Annotated in this window: 17 protein-coding genes, 1 tRNA gene and 1 pseudogene; 18 read left to right on the top strand and 1 reads right to left on the bottom strand. The window is 47.7% G+C overall.

Features of this window, described 5'->3' with window-relative positions; translation table 11 throughout:
• Positions 1–123: 123 nt before the first annotated feature.
• The 14 genes and pseudogenes from AC0QUU_RS07015 to AC0QUU_RS07080 form a co-directional block, all read left to right on the top strand.
• Positions 124–537 (top strand): annotated as a pseudogene (locus tag AC0QUU_RS07015) (EamA family transporter); the annotation flags it as partial.
• A 98-nt stretch (positions 538–635) separates the two neighbouring features.
• Positions 636–1,517 carry a DUF5131 family protein gene (locus tag AC0QUU_RS07020; RefSeq protein ID WP_474545418.1) on the top strand — a complete coding sequence of 294 codons (882 nt, stop codon included), beginning with the start codon at positions 636–638 and terminating at the stop codon, positions 1,515–1,517.
• Between the two features lie 111 nt (positions 1,518–1,628).
• The gene (gene azlC, locus AC0QUU_RS07025) at positions 1,629–2,342 is read left to right on the top strand and encodes an azaleucine resistance protein AzlC (protein ID WP_474545419.1); all 714 of its coding nucleotides are present in this window, start codon (positions 1,629–1,631) and stop codon (positions 2,340–2,342) included.
• The gene (locus tag AC0QUU_RS07030; RefSeq protein WP_474545420.1) at positions 2,339–2,665 is read left to right on the top strand and encodes a branched-chain amino acid transporter permease; all 327 of its coding nucleotides are present in this window, start codon (positions 2,339–2,341) and stop codon (positions 2,663–2,665) included. The genes azlC and AC0QUU_RS07030 overlap by 4 nt, the downstream gene beginning before the upstream one ends.
• 374 nt (positions 2,666–3,039) lie before the next feature.
• Entirely contained in the window at positions 3,040–3,651 is a 612-nt protein-coding gene (locus AC0QUU_RS07035; RefSeq protein WP_474545421.1) for a pyridoxamine 5'-phosphate oxidase family protein, read from the top strand.
• Between the two features lie 2 nt (positions 3,652–3,653).
• A complete protein-coding gene (locus AC0QUU_RS07040) occupies positions 3,654–5,195 on the top strand; it encodes an ABC transporter permease/substrate-binding protein (protein ID WP_474545422.1) in 1,542 nt (513 codons plus the stop codon).
• 12 nt (positions 5,196–5,207) lie between these two features.
• Positions 5,208–6,017: an ABC transporter ATP-binding protein gene (locus tag AC0QUU_RS07045; RefSeq protein WP_474545423.1), complete on the top strand. Its 810-nt coding sequence runs from the start codon at positions 5,208–5,210 to the stop codon at positions 6,015–6,017.
• Between the two features lie 185 nt (positions 6,018–6,202).
• Positions 6,203–6,988, top strand: a complete 786-nt coding sequence (locus tag AC0QUU_RS07050; RefSeq protein ID WP_474545424.1) for a shikimate kinase — start codon at positions 6,203–6,205, stop codon at positions 6,986–6,988.
• A complete protein-coding gene (locus AC0QUU_RS07055; RefSeq protein WP_474545425.1) occupies positions 6,988–7,491 on the top strand; it encodes a YqeG family HAD IIIA-type phosphatase in 504 nt (167 codons plus the stop codon). Before AC0QUU_RS07050 ends, AC0QUU_RS07055 begins: the two co-directional genes overlap by 1 nt.
• Positions 7,492–7,632: 141 nt before the next feature.
• On the top strand, positions 7,633–8,190 hold the full coding sequence (gene efp / locus AC0QUU_RS07060) for an elongation factor P (RefSeq protein ID WP_474545426.1): 558 nt from the start codon (positions 7,633–7,635) through the stop codon (positions 8,188–8,190).
• A gap of 205 nt (positions 8,191–8,395) precedes the next feature.
• Positions 8,396–9,340, top strand: coding sequence for a DUF5688 family protein (locus tag AC0QUU_RS07065; protein ID WP_474545427.1), 945 nt, complete (start codon positions 8,396–8,398; stop codon positions 9,338–9,340).
• Entirely contained in the window at positions 9,337–12,120 is a 2,784-nt protein-coding gene (locus AC0QUU_RS07070) for a SpaA isopeptide-forming pilin-related protein (RefSeq protein ID WP_474545428.1), read from the top strand. The genes AC0QUU_RS07065 and AC0QUU_RS07070 overlap by 4 nt, the downstream gene beginning before the upstream one ends.
• Positions 12,121–12,205: 85 nt before the next feature.
• Positions 12,206–12,277: transfer RNA gene (locus AC0QUU_RS07075), tRNA-Arg, on the top strand.
• A 310-nt stretch (positions 12,278–12,587) separates the two neighbouring features.
• Complete coding sequence (locus AC0QUU_RS07080; RefSeq protein ID WP_474545429.1) at positions 12,588–12,986, top strand: hypothetical protein; 399 nt, start codon at positions 12,588–12,590, stop codon at positions 12,984–12,986.
• Positions 12,987–13,036: 50 nt separating this feature from the next.
• Here AC0QUU_RS07080 and AC0QUU_RS07085 read toward each other — a convergent pair whose 3' ends face one another.
• Complete coding sequence (locus AC0QUU_RS07085) at positions 13,037–13,360, bottom strand: hypothetical protein (protein ID WP_474545430.1); 324 nt, start codon at positions 13,358–13,360, stop codon at positions 13,037–13,039.
• 140 nt (positions 13,361–13,500) lie between these two features.
• Here AC0QUU_RS07085 and AC0QUU_RS07090 point away from each other — a divergent pair, with 140 nt between their 5' ends.
• The 4 genes from AC0QUU_RS07090 to AC0QUU_RS07105 are packed head-to-tail and all read left to right on the top strand — an operon-like array spanning position 13,501 to position 17,722.
• On the top strand, positions 13,501–13,797 hold the full coding sequence (locus AC0QUU_RS07090; RefSeq protein ID WP_474545431.1) for a hypothetical protein: 297 nt from the start codon (positions 13,501–13,503) through the stop codon (positions 13,795–13,797).
• On the top strand, positions 13,794–15,560 hold the full coding sequence (gene argS, locus AC0QUU_RS07095; RefSeq protein ID WP_474545432.1) for an arginine--tRNA ligase: 1,767 nt from the start codon (positions 13,794–13,796) through the stop codon (positions 15,558–15,560). Before AC0QUU_RS07090 ends, argS begins: the two co-directional genes overlap by 4 nt.
• Positions 15,561–15,609: 49 nt before the next feature.
• Complete coding sequence (locus AC0QUU_RS07100) at positions 15,610–16,812, top strand: alanyl-tRNA editing protein (protein WP_474545433.1); 1,203 nt, start codon at positions 15,610–15,612, stop codon at positions 16,810–16,812.
• Positions 16,796–17,722, top strand: coding sequence for a lysostaphin resistance A-like protein (locus AC0QUU_RS07105; protein ID WP_474545434.1), 927 nt, complete (start codon positions 16,796–16,798; stop codon positions 17,720–17,722). Before AC0QUU_RS07100 ends, AC0QUU_RS07105 begins: the two co-directional genes overlap by 17 nt.
• Positions 17,723–17,908 lie beyond the last annotated feature (186 nt).

The following is a 17,908-nucleotide window of genomic DNA, read 5'->3' on the forward strand; positions in this document are numbered from 1 at the left end:
CCGTAAAGAAAATCGAGACGATTGCGTCCGTGCTGTCCGGCATGTTAATATAGAGGCAGTGCCGGGGTCCCGGCGCAGAATACCGGCTGAATATGTAAAACGAGAAAGAGGGAATCAGTTATGTGGCTTCTCTATGCAGTGGGTTCTGCATTTTTTGCCAGTCTGACGGCGATCCTCGGAAAGATCGGCATTTCCAGCGTGGAGTCCAATCTGGGAACCGCTATCCGTACATGCGTGGTGCTCATTATGGCATGGGGCATGGTTTTTGTGACAGGAAAACAGAAAGAGGCTGCCCGGATCGGAAAAAAGGAAATGGCGTTTATCTGTCTCTCCGGTGTGGCCACGGGCGCGTCCTGGCTCTGCTATTACCGGGCGCTTCAGGAGGGACCGGCCAGCATTGTAGCGCCGGTCGATAAACTGAGCGTGCTTGTGACGGTGGCATTTTCCTATTTTGTGTTCGGCGAGAAACTGGGAAGGAAAGAAGCACTGGGGCTTGTGCTGCTCACCGCCGGTACGGTGGCGATGGCACTTTTGTAAGAATCCTGCCCCGGCTTGTATATAATTTCCCTTATAAAGTAAACGGCAAAGATCATCAGAGCAGATATGAAATGTCTGCCGGAAAGGAGGCGGAGCGGATGCATGATATCTGGAATCCGTGGCACGGCTGCAGAAAGTGTTCAGAGGGCTGCGAAAACTGTTATATGTATTTCCTTGACCGGATGCGGGAGCAGGACGGAAGCCGGATCTACCGGACGAAGAACGGCTTCCGCTATCCTCTGTCCAGAAACCGGCAGGGGCAGTACAAGGTGCGCAGCGGGGAGATGATCCGGGTCTGTATGACGTCAGATTTCTTCCTGGAAGAGGCAGATGCCTGGCGAGACGAGGCATGGGCCATCATGCGCCAGAGGAAAGATGTGAAGTTTTTCCTTCTGACAAAACGGCCGCAGCGGGTATCATCCTGTCTCCCCTATGACTGGGGAACCGGCTGGGAAAATATTTTCTTTAATGTAACCTGCGAGAACCAGAGGCGGGCAGATGAACGGATACCGCTTTTATTTGAACTGCCCTTTAAGCATAAAGGTATTATGACCGCTCCGCTGATCGGACCGGTGGATATCGGAAAATATCTGGCGGAAGGGCAGATTGAGCAGGTGATGTGCGGAGGAGAAAATTATGACGGTTCCCGTCCGTGCCGCTATGAATGGGTGAAACTTTTAAGTGACCAGTGTCGGGCATATAATGTCACTTTTAACTTTATTGAGACTGGAACGTATTTCATAAAAAATGAAAAAGTTTACCGCATTCCGGATAAAAGAACACAGTCCCGGCAGGCTTTCCGGTCCGGCCTGAGCTTCCGGGGGAAAGAAATTCATTTCCGGCTGACAGATGAATGGGGATATGATATTCCTGAAGAGAATCTGTATGTGCCTCATTACCATCCTGTTACATGCCGGGAATGCGGAAGCCGTCTTACCTGCAACGGCTGTTCTGACTGCGGGAAATGTACGGAAAAATAACCTGCCGCCTGCCGGTTCCTGTACGGCAAAGCGGCGGGTTTTCTTTTATACTGTTGAATATATGGAAACACAATGCTAATCTAATAGCAGCAAAGGTTTGGGAGGATGATTATGCAGACAAGATCAAAAATGCTCAGAAGGGCTTTTCGGACAGCGTTCCCTTATACTATACCGATATTTGCGGGATTCTGGTTTCTCGGGATTACATATGGGATTTATATGAACGTTTCGGGCTTCAGTTTCTGGTATCCCATGCTGATGAGCATTACGATATTTGCCGGTTCTATTGAGTTTGTAACTGTCAATATGCTTCTGGGGGCGTTCAATCCCCTGCAGGCGTTTGTCATGACACTGATGATCAATGCCCGGCATCTGTTTTACGGGATTTCCATGCTGGACAAGTTCCGCGGCACCGGATGGAAAAAAGTCTATCTGATTTTCGGCATGTGCGATGAGAGTTTTTCTATTAATTATACTGCCGATATCCCGGAGAATGTGGACCGGGGCTGGTTTATGTTTTTTGTTACGCTGTTAAACCATTTTTACTGGTTTTCAGGCGCAACCCTGGGAGGCATCTTCGGGTCACTGATTCATTTCAATACAGAGGGGCTTGATTTTGTAATGACCGCCATGTTCGTGGTAATTTTTATGGAGCAGTGGCTGAAAGAAAAGAACCATACCAGCTCCATTCTGGGTCTGGGCATTTCCCTGCTGTGCCTGATCGCGTTCGGGGCGGACAACTTTATTATACCGGCCATGCTGGCGCTTCTTGTGGTGCTGACATTAATGAGAAGACCTCTTGAGAAGGAAGGAGAAGTACAATGACGCTGACAGAACAGATGATTACGGTTGCAATGGTGGTCCTTGGAACGGCTGTCACGCGGTTCCTGCCGTTTCTGATTTTCCCGGCAGGAAAGCCGACGCCGAAATATATACAGTATCTTGGAAAAGTCCTTCCTGCCGCAGTGTTCGGGCTGCTTGTAATTTACAGCCTGAAAAATGTGAGTATATTTACCGGAAGCCACGGCCTGCCGGAATTGATTTCAATTGTGCTGGTTATTTTTCTGCATGTGTGGAAGCGGCAGATGCTTCTCTCCATTGCAGGAGGTACGGTGTGTTATATGCTGCTGGTGCAGCTTGTTTTCTGAACAGAAGAGAAGAATGGATATGGGTGAGTGTGGGATAAGACCTGCCTGTGTTTCGTAAGAAGCGGCGGGGATTATCCCACATTCTGTATTTGGGAGAAAATTACTGTAAAATTGGAATTTATCAAAATGTAACTGTTGACATTACAACAAAGGCGTGGTATTCTAACAGCATGAGTTGTAACAATGAATATTACATTAAAACGGGAATTTACAAAGACATCAGAGGCGGTGAAAGGGAACATATGAAAATCTGAGGAAAAAGATGGACAGAACAGGGAATAGATAGAAATGAGAAAAATATGATTTAGTATGTCCGAAAGCGGCATAGCGGACTTCGCAGGTCCGGTTTGTATTCAGAAAAAAGGAGGAGAAAAATGACAGCGAAAGAGTGCCTGCAGATATTACGGGATATTAAGGATGTGGCCTTTGCCACAGTAGATGAGAAGGGAATGCCTCATGCGAGGATGATTGACGTTATGCTGGTGGAAGAGGAAAAACTTTATTTCTGCACAGCCCGCGGCAAGAATTTTTACCGGCAGCTTGAGAACCTGCCTCAGACAGAGATTACAGGTATGAACCGGGAATACCAGATGGTGCGCCTTTCCGGAAAGGTAAAGAGACTGGCGGATCAGAAAAAGTGGATCGACCGGATTTTCCGGGAAAATCCCTCCATGAATGATGTCTATCCGGGAGAGAGCAGGTATATTCTGGAGCCCTTCTGTATTGAAGAAGGGCAGGTTGAGTTCTTTGATCTTGGAAAGAGCCCGATATACAGAGAGAGCTTTGCCATCGGAATGGCAGAGAAACCGGAGAAGGGATTTGAGATTACAGACGCATGTATCGGATGCGGAAAGTGCAAAAGGATCTGTCCTCAGCAGTGCATTGCGGAAGGCACTCCGTTTGCAGTTACCCAGGAGCACTGTCTGCACTGCGGACTGTGCTTTGAAAACTGTCCGGTAAAAGCAATTCAGAGAAGAGGTGAGTAAAGATGCTGAAAGACATATGGACGCTGCTTACGGAGCGGACGGACTTTTTTGCCGGGCTGCTTCTGGAACATCTGGAGATTTCTCTCCTTGCCATTGCAATGGCCATCCTTGCAGGCGGTCTTGCGGGGATTCTGATCAGTGAATTTCAGCGGGCGGCAAAGCCGGCGTTGGCGGTGATTAATTTCCTTTATACGATTCCTTCCATTTCTATGCTTGGATTTCTGATACCGTTTTCCGGCGTGGGAAATGCCACGGCCGTGATCGCGCTTACCGTATATGCGCTGCTGCCTATGGTGCGCAATACTCACACGGGAATCTCCAATATTGACCCGGCCATTCTTGAGGCGGCCAGAGGAATGGGCAGCACACGGCTCCAGATCCTTTTCTGGATCAAGCTGCCCCTTGCCATGCCGGTGATTATGTCCGGGATCCGCAGCATGGTAACTATGACCATTGCCCTTGCCGGTATTGCCTCTTTCATCGGCGCAGGCGGTCTGGGCGTTGCCATTTACCGGGGAATTACCACCAATAATGCGGCAATGACCATGGCAGGAAGCCTGCTGATCGCAGTGCTCGCCCTTGTGGTTGATTTCCTGCTTGGATTTGTGGAGCGGCGGATGAAAAAGCGCAGCGCGAAAGCGAAGCGGACAAATCGGATTATGGCTGCGGGAACTGCAGCAGTAATCTGCGCCGCGCTGATTGTGACTGCGGTATTCCGGACAAATACCGGAGAAACGATCCATATCGCGACAAAGCCTATGACCGAGCAGTATGTAATAGGCGAGATGCTGAAAATCCTGATTGAGCAGGACACGGATCTGAATGTGGAGCTGACCCAGGGCGTGGGCGGCGGTACTTCCAACATTCAGCCTGCGATGGAAAGCGGAGAGTTTGATATCTATCCGGAATACACCGGTACTGCCTGGAATATGGTGCTGAAAAACGAGGAATTGTATACAGAGGATCTGTTTGATCAGCTCCGGCAGGAGTACAAGGATAATTATTCCATGGAATGGACCGGCATGTACGGGTTCAATAATACTTATGGGATGGTAGTGCGCCGGGAGATTGCGGAAAAATATGATCTTCACACTTATTCCGATCTTGCGGCCGCTGCGGATCAGCTTGTCTTCGGAGCGGAATACGATTTCTTTGAACGTGAAGACGGCTATGAGGCCCTTTGCGATACTTACGGCCTGAATTTTAAGGAGACAATGGATCTGGATATCGGTCTGAAATACCAGGCGCTGGAACAGGAACAGATTGATGTTATGGTTGTATTTACCACAGACGGACAGCTCTCCGCGGCGGATGTGGTGGTACTGGAAGATGATAAACAGTTCTACCCTTCGTATCTGTGCGGAAATGTGGTGCGCAGCGAGGTGCTGGAAGCGCATCCGGAGCTGAACGGAGTTTTCGAAAAAGTAACCGGACTGATCTCGGACAGCGATATGGCACAGATGAATTATGCGGTGGAGACAGAGAACAGGGAGCCGGAAGATGTGGCAGAAGAATTTCTTGCATCACACGGGCTTATAGAGTAAGGAGGATACGAAATGCAGACAATGATTGAATTCCGCCATGTGCGGAAAGCCTACGGAGAAAAAGTAATACTGAAGGACTTCAGCCTTTCTGTAGAAAAAGGAGAATTTATCACCATTATCGGATCATCCGGATGCGGCAAGACAACGGCCCTTAAGATGGTCAACGGCCTGCTGGAGCCCACGGCGGGAGACATCCTGATTAACGGAGAGAACATCCGGGATAAAAACCAGACCCTTCTGCGGAGAAATATCGGCTATGCCATCCAGGGCAGCGTCCTGTTTCCCCATATGACGGTGGAGCAGAATATTGCCTATGTGCCCGATCTGCTGAATAAAAGAGATAAAAAGAAGACAAAGGAAGCGGTCAGTAAATGGATGCGGATCGTTGGCCTGGACGAAGAAATGAGAGAACGGTATCCGGCGGAACTTTCCGGCGGCCAGCAGCAGAGAGTGGGAATTGCCCGTGCTCTGGCAGCATCTCCGGAGATCCTCCTGATGGATGAGCCTTTCGGAGCTGTGGATGAGATCACCCGTACACAGCTCCAGACAGAGCTGCGCCGGATTTACGAAAAAACCGGGATTACCGTACTGTTTGTGACACATGACATTTCAGAGGCGCTGAAACTTGGAACAAAGGTGCTGGTCATGGATCAGGGAGAAATCCAGCAGTACGCGCCGCCGGAAGAAATCCTGCACCATCCGGCCACAGTATTTGTAAGCAGGCTGGCGGAAAAGGAACGCCGCAGGTGTCATCTGCCGGATGAAAGGCTTGAAGAATGCGAGTACAGCGGCGCGGGAAGCGGCCCGCGGCAAAACGGATAGAAAAAGAAACTGCGCAGAATTACAGGGATTGATTCATCCTTGCCATAACAATGGAAAATTGCTATAATATGATGTACTGTGCGGACGGGGAACAGGCAATTTTCTGTTGCCGGAACATGAAGAAATCTGCGTCCGGAAGAAGCACCAAGGCGGATGGGGATCCGCTTTACAGACGGAGGATGAAAATGAACGATTTGGAAATGTACCGTGAACAGCTTGCCATCTGTGACGATAAAATTATTGACGCGCTGGTGGAAAGAAATTCGATTGTCGAGAAGATCATGGCTTACAAAGAAACATATGGAATGCCCATACTCCAGCCGGCTCAGGAAGCCAAACAGCAGAACAGGCTGGAGGAGAAGCTTAGAGATAATAAGTATCAGGAAGAAATACAGGATGTATTTCAGAGAATTCTCCGCAACAGCAAGCGGATCCAGGCGAGAAAGCTGTTCTCATACAATATCGTCCTGATCGGATTTATGGGTTCCGGGAAGTCAACGATTTCCGATTATCTGAGCACGGTCTTTGATATGAAACTGGTAGAGATGGATCAGGTGATTGCAGAGAAAGAAGAAATGAGTATTCCGGATATCTTCGCTACATACGGGGAAGAGTATTTCAGGAACCTTGAAACAAATCTTCTGAAAGAACTTCAGACCGGACAGAACTGTATCATCTCCTGCGGCGGTGGCGTCGCTCTCCGCCAGGAAAATGTAGTTGAAATGAAGAAAAACGGGAGAGTTGTTCTCCTTACCGCCAGCCCGGAGACGATTTTCGAAAGAGTCAAGGACAGCAACGACAGACCGATTCTTGACGGAAACAAAAACGTAGAGTTTATTGCAGGTCTGATGGAGCAGCGGCGGGAAAAGTACGAGGCGGCAGCAGATGTTGTAGTACAGACAGACAACAAAACGATTCTGCAGATCTGTGAGGAACTGATTTCAAAGCTGATGGAGTTGGATGGGAAATAATGTTTGACAGATTTTTTCCGGATGAGTATGTTGCATCTACATATATCATCCCATTTGAAAAGTTATATGAAGACGGATACCGGGGAGTTATCTTCGATATCGACAACACTCTTGTGCCTCACGGAGCGCCTGCGGACGAGAGGGCGCGGAAGCTTTTCCGGAGACTGGAAGAGATCGGATTTGCCTCCTGCCTGATTTCCAATAATCAGGAAGCGAGAGTGAAGATGTTCAACAAGGATATTCAGACAAACTATATCTATAATGCGCACAAGCCTTCTACGAAAAATTATATCCGGGCCATGGAGATCATGGGAACCACCAGAGATACGACGCTTTTTGTCGGCGATCAGCTCTTTACGGATGTGTGGGGGGCAAAGCGGGCAGGCATACACAACATTCTTGTCCGGCCCATTCATCCGAAAGAAGAGATTCAGATAGTACTGAAAAGACGGCTGGAGAAGATTGTGCTTTATTTTTATGCAAAGAAGAAAAATAAGAACTGAGGCTCCCTGTTTTGTATTGTTCCCACCCTGTTTCGACGGAAAAAGACAGCAGGTAAAAAAAGGATTGAAAAATAGGGAATTATATTATAGAATGTATAGAGTGGAGCGCTGAGTAAAGGCGTAATTGAAGGAGGATTATAGATGGTTTCAGCAGGAGATTTTAAGAACGGCTTAACCGTAGAAATTGACGGAAATATTTATCAGATTATGGAATTTCAGCATGTAAAACCGGGAAAAGGCGCGGCTTTTGTAAGAACCAAGCTGAAAAACATTATCAGCGGCGGTGTTGTTGAGAAGACTTTCCGTCCTACTGAAAAATTTGAAAATGCACACATTGACAGAAAAGATATGCAGTACCTGTATCAGGACGGAGATCTGTACAACTTCATGGATATGGAGACATATGATCAGATCGCGCTGAATGCAGATGTGGTTGGCGATGCTCTGAAGTTTGTAAAAGAGAACGAGACTGTAAAGATCTGTTCTCATAAAGGAAATGTATTTTCCGTTGAGCCGCCGCTGTTCGTGGAACTGGCTATTACAGAAACAGAGCCGGGATTCAAGGGAGATACGGCACAGGGCGCAACAAAGCCGGCAACAGTTGAGACAGGCGCTGTTGTAATGGTTCCGCTGTTTTGTGAGACAGGCGATGTACTGAAGATCGACACAAGAACAGGCGAATACTTATCAAGAGTATAACCGAATTAAAAAGGGCAGCAGGATCTGTGACAAAAAAGCAGATTCCGCCGCCCTTCTTTTTTGTGAAATATGCCGCATTGCTTTTTGGCGGCGCCTCGTCTATAATCAAGAGCACATAATAACATTCAAATCATTTTTTTCAAAGGTACAGTTCGTACCGCTTTTCTCGTTTAAATTCAATGAACCGCGTCATGAAAGGAGAAGAATGAATTATCAGCAGTTTGTAAGCGCGGTAGAGAAAAATCTGAATCAGAAAATGGAAGGAGGTGTGAGAGCTTCCTGCTATACAGCAGTGAAAAATAACGGAACAGAGAGGACAGGTGTCGTTATTGAAGCGCCCGGTATAAATATATCGCCGACTATCTATCTGGAAGAATATTACGATCAGTACAGAAAGGGCCGGACCATAGAGGAAACCGTTGATCTGCTGATGCAGTTCTACCGGAACATCCGCAGAGATGAACCGTGGGACTGCAGCAGGCTTCTGGAGTTTGAAGGGGTAAAGGACAGAATTGTATTCAAGCTGATCAATACGGAAAAGAACCGGGGCTTCCTCAGAGATACGCCTCACAGGTCGTTTCTGGATCTTTCTGTGGTCTTTTATGTGCTTCTGGAAGTAAGCAGTGACGGAACAGCGGCGATGCCGGTAAAAACTGATCATATAAAACGGTGGGGTGTAAAGGAAAAATTACTTTGGGAGGCAGCTGTCGAAAATGTTAAGCGCCTGCTTCCGGCAGAATTTCTGACGATGCGGTATGCTCTGCAGGAGTGCCTTTCCGGTACGGAGATTTCCGGAGACAGAGAGAATCTGCTGGACGCTCCGGAAACAGCCAGAGATCAGATGTATGTGCTTTCCAACCGGATCCGCAGCTATGGAGCGGCCTGTATTGCATATCCCCATATTCTCGAAATGATCGGAAGTATTTTAGAAGATGATTTTTTTGTCCTGCCCAGCAGTGTGCATGAAGTGGTGATTGTGCCGGCTTCTGCCGGCATTCCATGCAGCGAGATGGATGCCATGGTACGGGAGATTAATGAAACTCAGGTGGCGGCAGAGGAAGTGTTGGGCGATTCGGCTTACTTTTACGACCGCGGAAGCGGCACGCTGCAGTTAGACACGTGCCAGAGAAGGGAGGCGCAAATAGGATGATCTGTGTGAAAAGATTTCTGGCTGTTCTTTTGTCGCTGTTTATACTTGCCGGAGTTCCTGCTGCAACAGGTATTTTTTTTGTGCATGCAGAAGAACAAAGTGAAGAAGTCCGGCTGATGGCCGATTCCTCCTCGGGAGAAAAGATTACGGTGAATCTTGATATCGGGGAAGAAGTATTTTACGGGAGCTATCATACCCGGTTTTATACGGTGGACGGACAGACTGCCTACTGTCTCGAACCTTCCAAACCCTGGCCGTCATCCGGAGCATATGAAGCGCAGCGCCTGGAAGCGGGCAGCCTGAGAAAGGCGCTGTATTATCTGTACGGAGGCCCCGGCTATAAGGCTTATGTTGAAAAGTACGGGTATTTCGGATTCTCAGGGAAGATGGTAAAAGCAGATGAATACTGCATGAGCCATTGTATTGCGGCATATTTTTACCTGGAAAATAATAATGCATTTATCGGACTTTCCGATGAACAGATCCGCGGGTTGAAGCAGAAAGCGGCAAATATCCGTTCCCTGCCTGAGCCGCCGGAGTATTTCAATGCTTTTATCTTTAATACAAGCGGCAGCAGACAGGTAATGGGCGGCACGGGAAAAGCCCTGACAGGTTCAGTGGAGATATATAAAAAGTCCGGACAGCCGGAATGGACAGACGTCAGTGCCTGTTATTCTCTGGAAGGAGCAGTATTCGGCTTGTTTGAACCGGGAAAAGATACGCCTTCTTACCGCATTACGACAAACCGGGACGGGTATGGAAGGGCAGACAACGTACGGATCGGAAAGTATGAAATCAGGGAACTTGAAAGCCCGGAGGGATATGTTCTGGATTATGAAAAAAAGAACATTGTTGTGGAAAATAATCAGGTGTCTACGTATTCCTGTACGGACGAAGCTTACTATTATCCGGCAGAACTGATCCTTCAGAAAGCCGATGCAGATACCGGGAAACCTGCAGGCCAGGGCAGCGCCGTGCTTTCAGATGCGCTGTTTACAGTCCGGTTTTATCCGGGATATTATGATACGGATCCCGCGGAGGCAGGAGTAAAGGCTGCCAGAACGTGGGTGATGAAATCCGACAGTCAGGGCAGAGTAATCCTTTCTGAAAAAGCAAAGGTAAGCGGAGATCCTTTCTACCAGACGGCTTCCGGAGAAAATGTACTCCCTCTGGGTACGGTTACCTTTGAAGAGACAGAAGCGCCGGAAGGGTATCTTCTGAATGAGGAAGTGATCGTAAGACAGGTGACTGTGTCCGGCAGCGGGCAGACAGATACGGTGTTCCAGTATCCGGAAATTCTTGATCAGGTAATAAGAGGACATATTAAGATTGTAAAGTTCCGGGAGGATGCGGATTCAGAGCAGGAACAGAAAAGTCCGCTTCCGGGAATCCGGTTCAGGATAACATCAAAGACTACCGGGAAAACAACGGTGATTGAAACAGATGAAAACGGCTGTGCGTCTACTGACCGAAATTCAGAAGGAGGACGGAACGGCCTGGTTTATGATACTTATACAATAAGTGAAGAAAACGCGCCGGAAGGATTTATGCCCGTGGATGATTTTGAAGTGACCATAGATGAGGAGGGAGAAATTTTGTATTACATCCTTGAGAATAAACAGATATTTTCTCCGGTAAAACTGATCAAAAAGGACAGTACTACAGGAAAAGTGATTCCGGCGGCCGGCGCAGAATTTGAACTGCTGGATGCAGAGAAAAATCCTTTGACTATGACGGCTCATTATCCTTCCGGAATGGAGAGCCATACATTTTCCACAGATGAAAACGGGTGCTTCATTCTTCCGGAAAAGCTTCCGGTGGGGACATATTATTTTCGGGAAATTACTGCACCGGAAGGATATCTCCTGAATGAAGAGCTCTTGAAATTCCAGGTAAAGGAAGGCCATGACTGGCAGGAGCCTGTCGAGGTAGAGTTTGAAGATGAACCGGCCATGGAAAAGATCCGGCTGAAAAAGACTGACGCAGAATCAGGAAAGGGACTTGAAGGAGTATATTTTGACATAATAGCAAAAACAGATATTGTAACACCTGACGGTACCCTGCGGATGAAAGCGGGAGAAAAGGCGGGAACCATGGTTACCGGTACAGACGGCACTGCCTGCTCGGAGGAGCTGTTTCCCGGAACGTACGAGATTGTGGAAACAAAACAGGCTGCAGGGTATATGCTCCCGTTATCTCCTTATGAAGTGCAGGTGGAATACAGAGAAGGAAAGGGCGTGGAAGTAATGATCGAAAATAACAGATCTTCTATTACAGATACAGCGGCGGTCTGGAAAAAGAGCGGAGCAAAATGGACAGAAGCAGGCGAGGAGTCTGCGATAACAGATACTGTTGAGCTGGAATATCTGAATAAAGGAGAAGAATACACTTTGAAAGGCATCGTGATGGATGCTGCCACAGGTGAAGCACTCCTGGCGGACGGAGAGCCTGTGGAAGCAGAAGTACGCTTTACTCCCCGCCAGTCCGAAACGGCGGTAGAAATGGAATTTGCTCTGGATTCTCTGCTGTTCGCAGGAAAACGCCTGGTCATATATGAATATCTGTATCTTGGTGATACTCTTCTCTCATCTCATGACGATATTGAAGATGCAGGACAGATGGTGGAGATACGGGAACGGGCGGAAGAAGCGGTAAAAACAGGCGATGAACTTCCGGATATAAGCGGAACCGCTCTGATGGCCGCGTCCTCTGCAGCAGCCGGATTTGCCGTGGCAGGAATGAAAACAGTATTACGGCGTCAAAAGAGAAGAGGAAAATAAATCTTTACATTTCCCCGAAATTATGCTAGGATAATTAAGGCTGTTGAAGAGGGAATGCAGATGTGTTCCCTCAGACAGCCGGAATGCGTCTGTAGCTCAGTGGATAGAGCAATGCCCTCCGGAGGCATGTGCGGCGGTTCGACTCCGCTCAGACGCTTCAGACATATCCCGGGAGGATGCTGTTTACAGTATCCTCCCGGGATTTTTGCTAAAAAAAATAAATCTAAAGAAAAAGCAGCTGTAAGACGTCTCCATATACGAAGAATCTGCGAAAACTGTCGGAATGAAAAAATATTTTGCCGTAAGGTATTCTGCCTGTAAAAAATGATAGACAGGATCTTCCGGGACATTTATGATAAAAGAAATAAATGCGCATACAGGAAAAGGGAGGGAATCAAATGGATACCGGAAGAAAAAGCAAACATCCAGAACCAGGTTATCTGAAGTGTCCTGGGGAAAACACGGATATGAATACAACGAAAAGCGGCAATAAATTATCCGGTCTGCTGCCGGTTTTTACTTACCTGGCAGTGTGGGCGGCTGCTCTTATTTCCTTCTGGGTTTTTAAGAGCGGCTCGGATGCTATGGGATACAGTGTGGTATATCTTTGGATACTGCTGCCGATTACAACATTTTTCACCTCGTTTGTAATAGGGATCAATAATTACTGGGGCAGGAAAAAATGGATATCTGTCGCTGCCTATGGCGTTATGTATATGCTTGCCGGGTATGCGACATTCAGTGTGGCGAATATGATTACATTTAATAAAATTAACATGCCCGAATTTATAATGATCCCGATCGGGGCAGCCATATCCGCTGCGGGAATGGGACTTGGAACAGGGATCCGGATCATCAGAAAATGAGATGAATTTGAATTTATCTGCGGCATGCGATTGAAAAAAGTCCGAAAATGTCAGAATACGAAGTGAGAATAAATTGTTTTCGGATAGCGGCTGCGGGAAATTTCAGCTCCGTTCCGCGTAATAATTAAAACTACAAAACCCTGAGCACAGGCTAGAAACAGGATTTTCAATGGAAACTCACGTTCCGTTCGGACAGCTCCATTGAAAATCCTAACGCCTGTACTCAGGGTTTTAAGTTTTACTAAATTACGCTCCAAGTCGCTGAAATTTCCCGCAGCCGCTATCCGAAAGGCGCATCCCATCGTCCGTATTCCGCCATTTTCTGTTCTTTTCCAATCGGCACTGCCACTGATAATTTCAAATTCAACAAACAAAAACAAAGACAGAACTATTTCGACTACGGCTAACTATTCATCCGATTTCCGCTTTTGAAACAGGAAAATGCACCTGCTTTCAAACAGCAGCGCGGAATACAGTCTTGTGTCAGCCGATAAAGTTCTGGCTTCGTTTCTTCTTGTTTGAATTTGGAATTGTGAGCGGGAAAGCGCAGCCGGGGAGTGCGGGTATGGTGATGGAGAGCCGTAAAGCGGCGCCGGCACTTAGAGCGCGTCTTTTGCGCTCTTATGTACCGCTGCGCCGCGATCCGAGCGAAAGCGTGCTCTCCGGCACCATACCCGGACTCCCCGGCGGAAACTTTCTCCACCCACAAATTCAAATGCACAAATTCAAATTTTCAACCAAAACTTGCCGTTACCCTGCAGACATGGTAGAATATCTTTCATATGGATTAAGGAGTGTGAAAATAAAGTGAAGACATTACTGGAACTGATTACGATAGAGATGGAGACAGCGTTTGAGAAGGCCGGATATGACAGAGAACTGGCCAGGGTTACGCTGTCCAACCGGCCGGACCTGTGCGAGTACCAGTGCAACGGGGCTATGGCGGGAGCTAAGAAATATAGGAAAGCGCCGTTTATGATTGCGGAGGATGTGGCCGCGCAGATGAAGAACTGCGGCTGCTTTGCCTCTGTGGATGTAGTGAAGCCGGGATTTATCAATCTGAAGCTTTCTCCGGACTATGTGGCTGCGTACCTGAATGAAATGGCCGGGGATGAGAAGCTGGGAGTGAACGAGGAAGAGAATCCCAGAACCATTATTATTGACTATGGCGGACCGAATGTGGCAAAGCCGCTGCATGTGGGACATCTCAGATCAGCCATTATCGGAGAAAGTGTCAAACGGATTGCGCGGTATAAGGGAAATAAAGTGATCGGTGATATTCATCTGGGCGACTGGGGCTACCAGATGGGCCTGATTATTACAGAGCTTAAGAAAAGGCAGCCGGATCTTCCGTATTTTGATGAGAATTTTGAAGGAGAATATCCGGAGGAAGCGCCCTTTACCATCGGGGAACTGGAGGAGATTTATCCGACGGCCAGCGCATACGCGAAAGAGCACGAAGATTACAGAGAAGAAGCATTGCATGCTACCTATCTTCTGCAGAATGGAGACCGGGGATGCAGAGCGATCTGGAAACATATTATGGCGGTATCCGTCGCGGATCTGAAGAAGAACTATGAAAAGCTGAATGTGCATTTTGACCTCTGGAAAGGGGAGGCGGATGCCCAGAAGTTTATTCCGGATATGGTGCAGATGCTGAAGGACAAAGGCTTTGCCCGTTATGACGAGGGCGCTCTTGTGGTAGATGTACAGGAAGAGTCGGACAATAAGGAAGTGCCGCCCTGTATGATTCTGAAATCAGACGGCGCAGCTCTCTACGATACGACAGATCTTGCCACTCTGGTGGACCGGGAGGAAGAGTTCCACCCGGATCAGGTAATCTATGTGGTAGACAAGAGACAGGAGCTGCATTTTATCCAGGTGTTCCGCTGCGCGAAGAAAACAGGAATTGTACGGCCGGAGACAGATCTTGAATTCCTGGGCTTTGGTACGATGAACGGAAAAGACGGCAAGCCGTTTAAAACAAGAGAAGGCGGTGTGATGCGCCTGGAAAATCTGATCCGTGAGATTGAGGATGAGATGTATAAAAAGATTATGGACAACCGTACAGTAGAAGAGTCTGAGGCGAGAAAGACGGCGCAGACTGTCGGACTGGCTGCGATCAAGTACGGGGATCTGTCCAACCAGGCTTCCAAAGATTATATCTTTGATGTGGACAGATTTACATCCTTTGAAGGAAATACCGGACCGTATATTTTGTACACAATTGTAAGGATCAAGTCCATTCTCGGTAAATATGAGGAAATGGGCGGCGATCTCTCTGATCTGAAGATCCTCTCTCCGGAAGGAGAATATGAGAAGGCACTTATGCTTCAGGTTCTCAAATACAATGATGTGATTAATACAGTGTATGAGGAGACGGCGCCGCATAAACTCTGTGCGTATATTTACGATCTGGCCAATGAGTTTAATAAGTTTTACCATGAGACAAAGATTCTGGCAGAGGAGGATGCTGTTCGAAGAAGCGGATATATTTCTCTTCTTGTACTGACAAAGAAAGTGCTGGAGTCCTGTATTGATCTGCTGGGATTTGAAGCTCCGGAACGGATGTAAAAACTGCAGGAAGAGCCGGGACGGACGATGGAAAGGAAGTAGATAGAATATGACGGAAAAACTCTTTTACAGCGACAGCCATCTGAGAGAATTTACGGCAGAAGTTGTATCCTGCGAGAAACGGGACGGGCATTATGAAGTGGAACTGGACCGGACGGCTTTTTTTCCTGAAGGAGGCGGTCAGTATGCGGATACCGGAACGCTGGATGAAATGCGGGTGTGTGACGTGCAGGAGAAAGACGGCCGTATTTTCCATATAATGCAGGATAAAAGTCAACATATTCCGGAATATTTTACGGTCGGGCGGAACGTGTCGGGCCGGATTAACTGGGAAGAGCGGTTCATGAAAATGCAGCAGCATACAGGCGAACATATCGTGTCCGGTCTGGTGCATGCCCGCTTTGGATATAATAATGTAGGATTTCATCTGGGCAGCGAAGACTGTACTATGGATTTTAACGGCATTATTACAAAGGAAGAACTTCAGGAGATTGAGCGGGAGGCTAACCGGGCGGTCTGGAAAAACCTTCCTGCAGAGGTTCTCTATCCCTCGGAAGAAGAGCTTGCTTCTATGGAATACCGGAGCAAAATTGAGATAGAAGGCCAGGTGCGGATTGTGGTTATACCGGGATATGATGTATGCGCCTGCTGTGCGCCTCATGTGAAATATACCGGAGAAATCGGTTTGATCAAACTGACCGGCGTGCAGAAATATAAAGGAGGCGTGCGGGTGACCATGCTCTGCGGCGTACGTGCGCTTCTGGATTATGAAGCAAAGCAGAGGGAGGCTCAGTCTGTATCCGCCATGCTCTGTGCCAGAGAAAATGAAATTGCAGAGGCTGTAGAGCATCTGAGGCAGGAATGCGGAGAACTGAAGCAGGAAATAAGCGAAAAGGAAAAGAAACTGATTCAGTACAGAGCAGATATGATTCCCGCGGAAGAGCAGGTGGTCTGCATTTTTACAGACGAGTTCGCGGGGGAATCCATGCGGCACCTGATGAACCGGGTTCTTGAAAAGGACCGGGTTCTCTGCGCGGTATTTTCGGGCGGCGACCGGGACGGTTACCGCTATGTCATAGGCAGCAGGGAGATGGATGTGCGTTCTCTGGCGGGAGAATTTAACCATGCTTTCGATGGGCGGGGAGGCGGAAGACCGGAAATGGTGCAGGGAACAGTGCAGGGCAAAGAGAGTGAGATGAGGAAGTGGATTCTGCAGAAAGCGGGGAATAACAGCCATGAATCGAATTCATAGAAAAAGTCCGTTCTGGAGTATTGCAGCGCCGATTCTGATTTATATGGGCGTCAGACTTGTTGTGGAGATCATCGGTATTCTTATCCTTTCGTTTCCGTATTTGATGGATACATACGAACAGCTGATCGGACAGCAGGCTATGACAATGGATGAGATGACACAGCAGTACTGGACGCTGATGGAGCCTGCTATGGAACAGGTTTTCCGTTATGCGACAGAGATTGCCGGAGTAGCCGCCCTGATTACGATACCGATCAATGCGGTTTTCTTTGCCAGGGACAGAAAGCTGGAGAAAGTCTGCGGTGTGGAAACTTCGGAAAAAGCTCCTCTGAAAAAATACGGGACAGTTGTAGTTTTTGGCCTGGCTGTCAGCATAGCGGCCACATGCTTTGCCGCCATGGTGCAGCTGGCGTTTTATAACGGACAGTCACAGAGTTCGTCGTTGACTGTCTACTCTCCCCCGTTTCCGGTACAGCTTCTGGTGTTGGGGATTATAGTTCCGATTGCGGAAGAGCTGATGTTCCGCGGAGTACTGTTCCGGCGTTTTATGGAAAATCGAAGTTTCTGGTATGCGGCGCTGTGGTCTTCCCTGTTTTTTGTTTTAATGCATCAGGACGGGGCGCAGATGGTTTATGCGCTGCTGCTGGGGATTTTTCTCTGCTATGTATATGAGAAATTCGGATCTTTGAAAGCGCCGGCGGTTCTTCATGTGATTGCCAACTGCAGTTCACTGATCTATACGGAAACCGGGGTGTTCAGATGGATTGGACAAGCTCCGCTCAGAATGGCGGGAGCGGTCATTATAGGAGCGTTTATCTGCTCCGTAATGTATGTAATGATTCAGAGAACCGGAGGACCTGTGCAGAAAGAAAATAAATCAGAGACAGGGAATCCCGGAGATATGTTTTAATAAAAAAACAATTTTAAATTGTGTGCGGCAGGAGATGAATCCTGCCGTATTTTTTTGCGCTTATATATAATAAAAATACAAAAAAACAAAGAAAATCAGCAATTATAAAATAAATTCCTATTGTTTGCCACAACAGTAAATTATCAGATAAATTTATATAAATAAATTAATTATCGAATTATCTGA

It is taken from the genome of Mediterraneibacter sp. HA8405 (genome assembly GCF_056148955.1).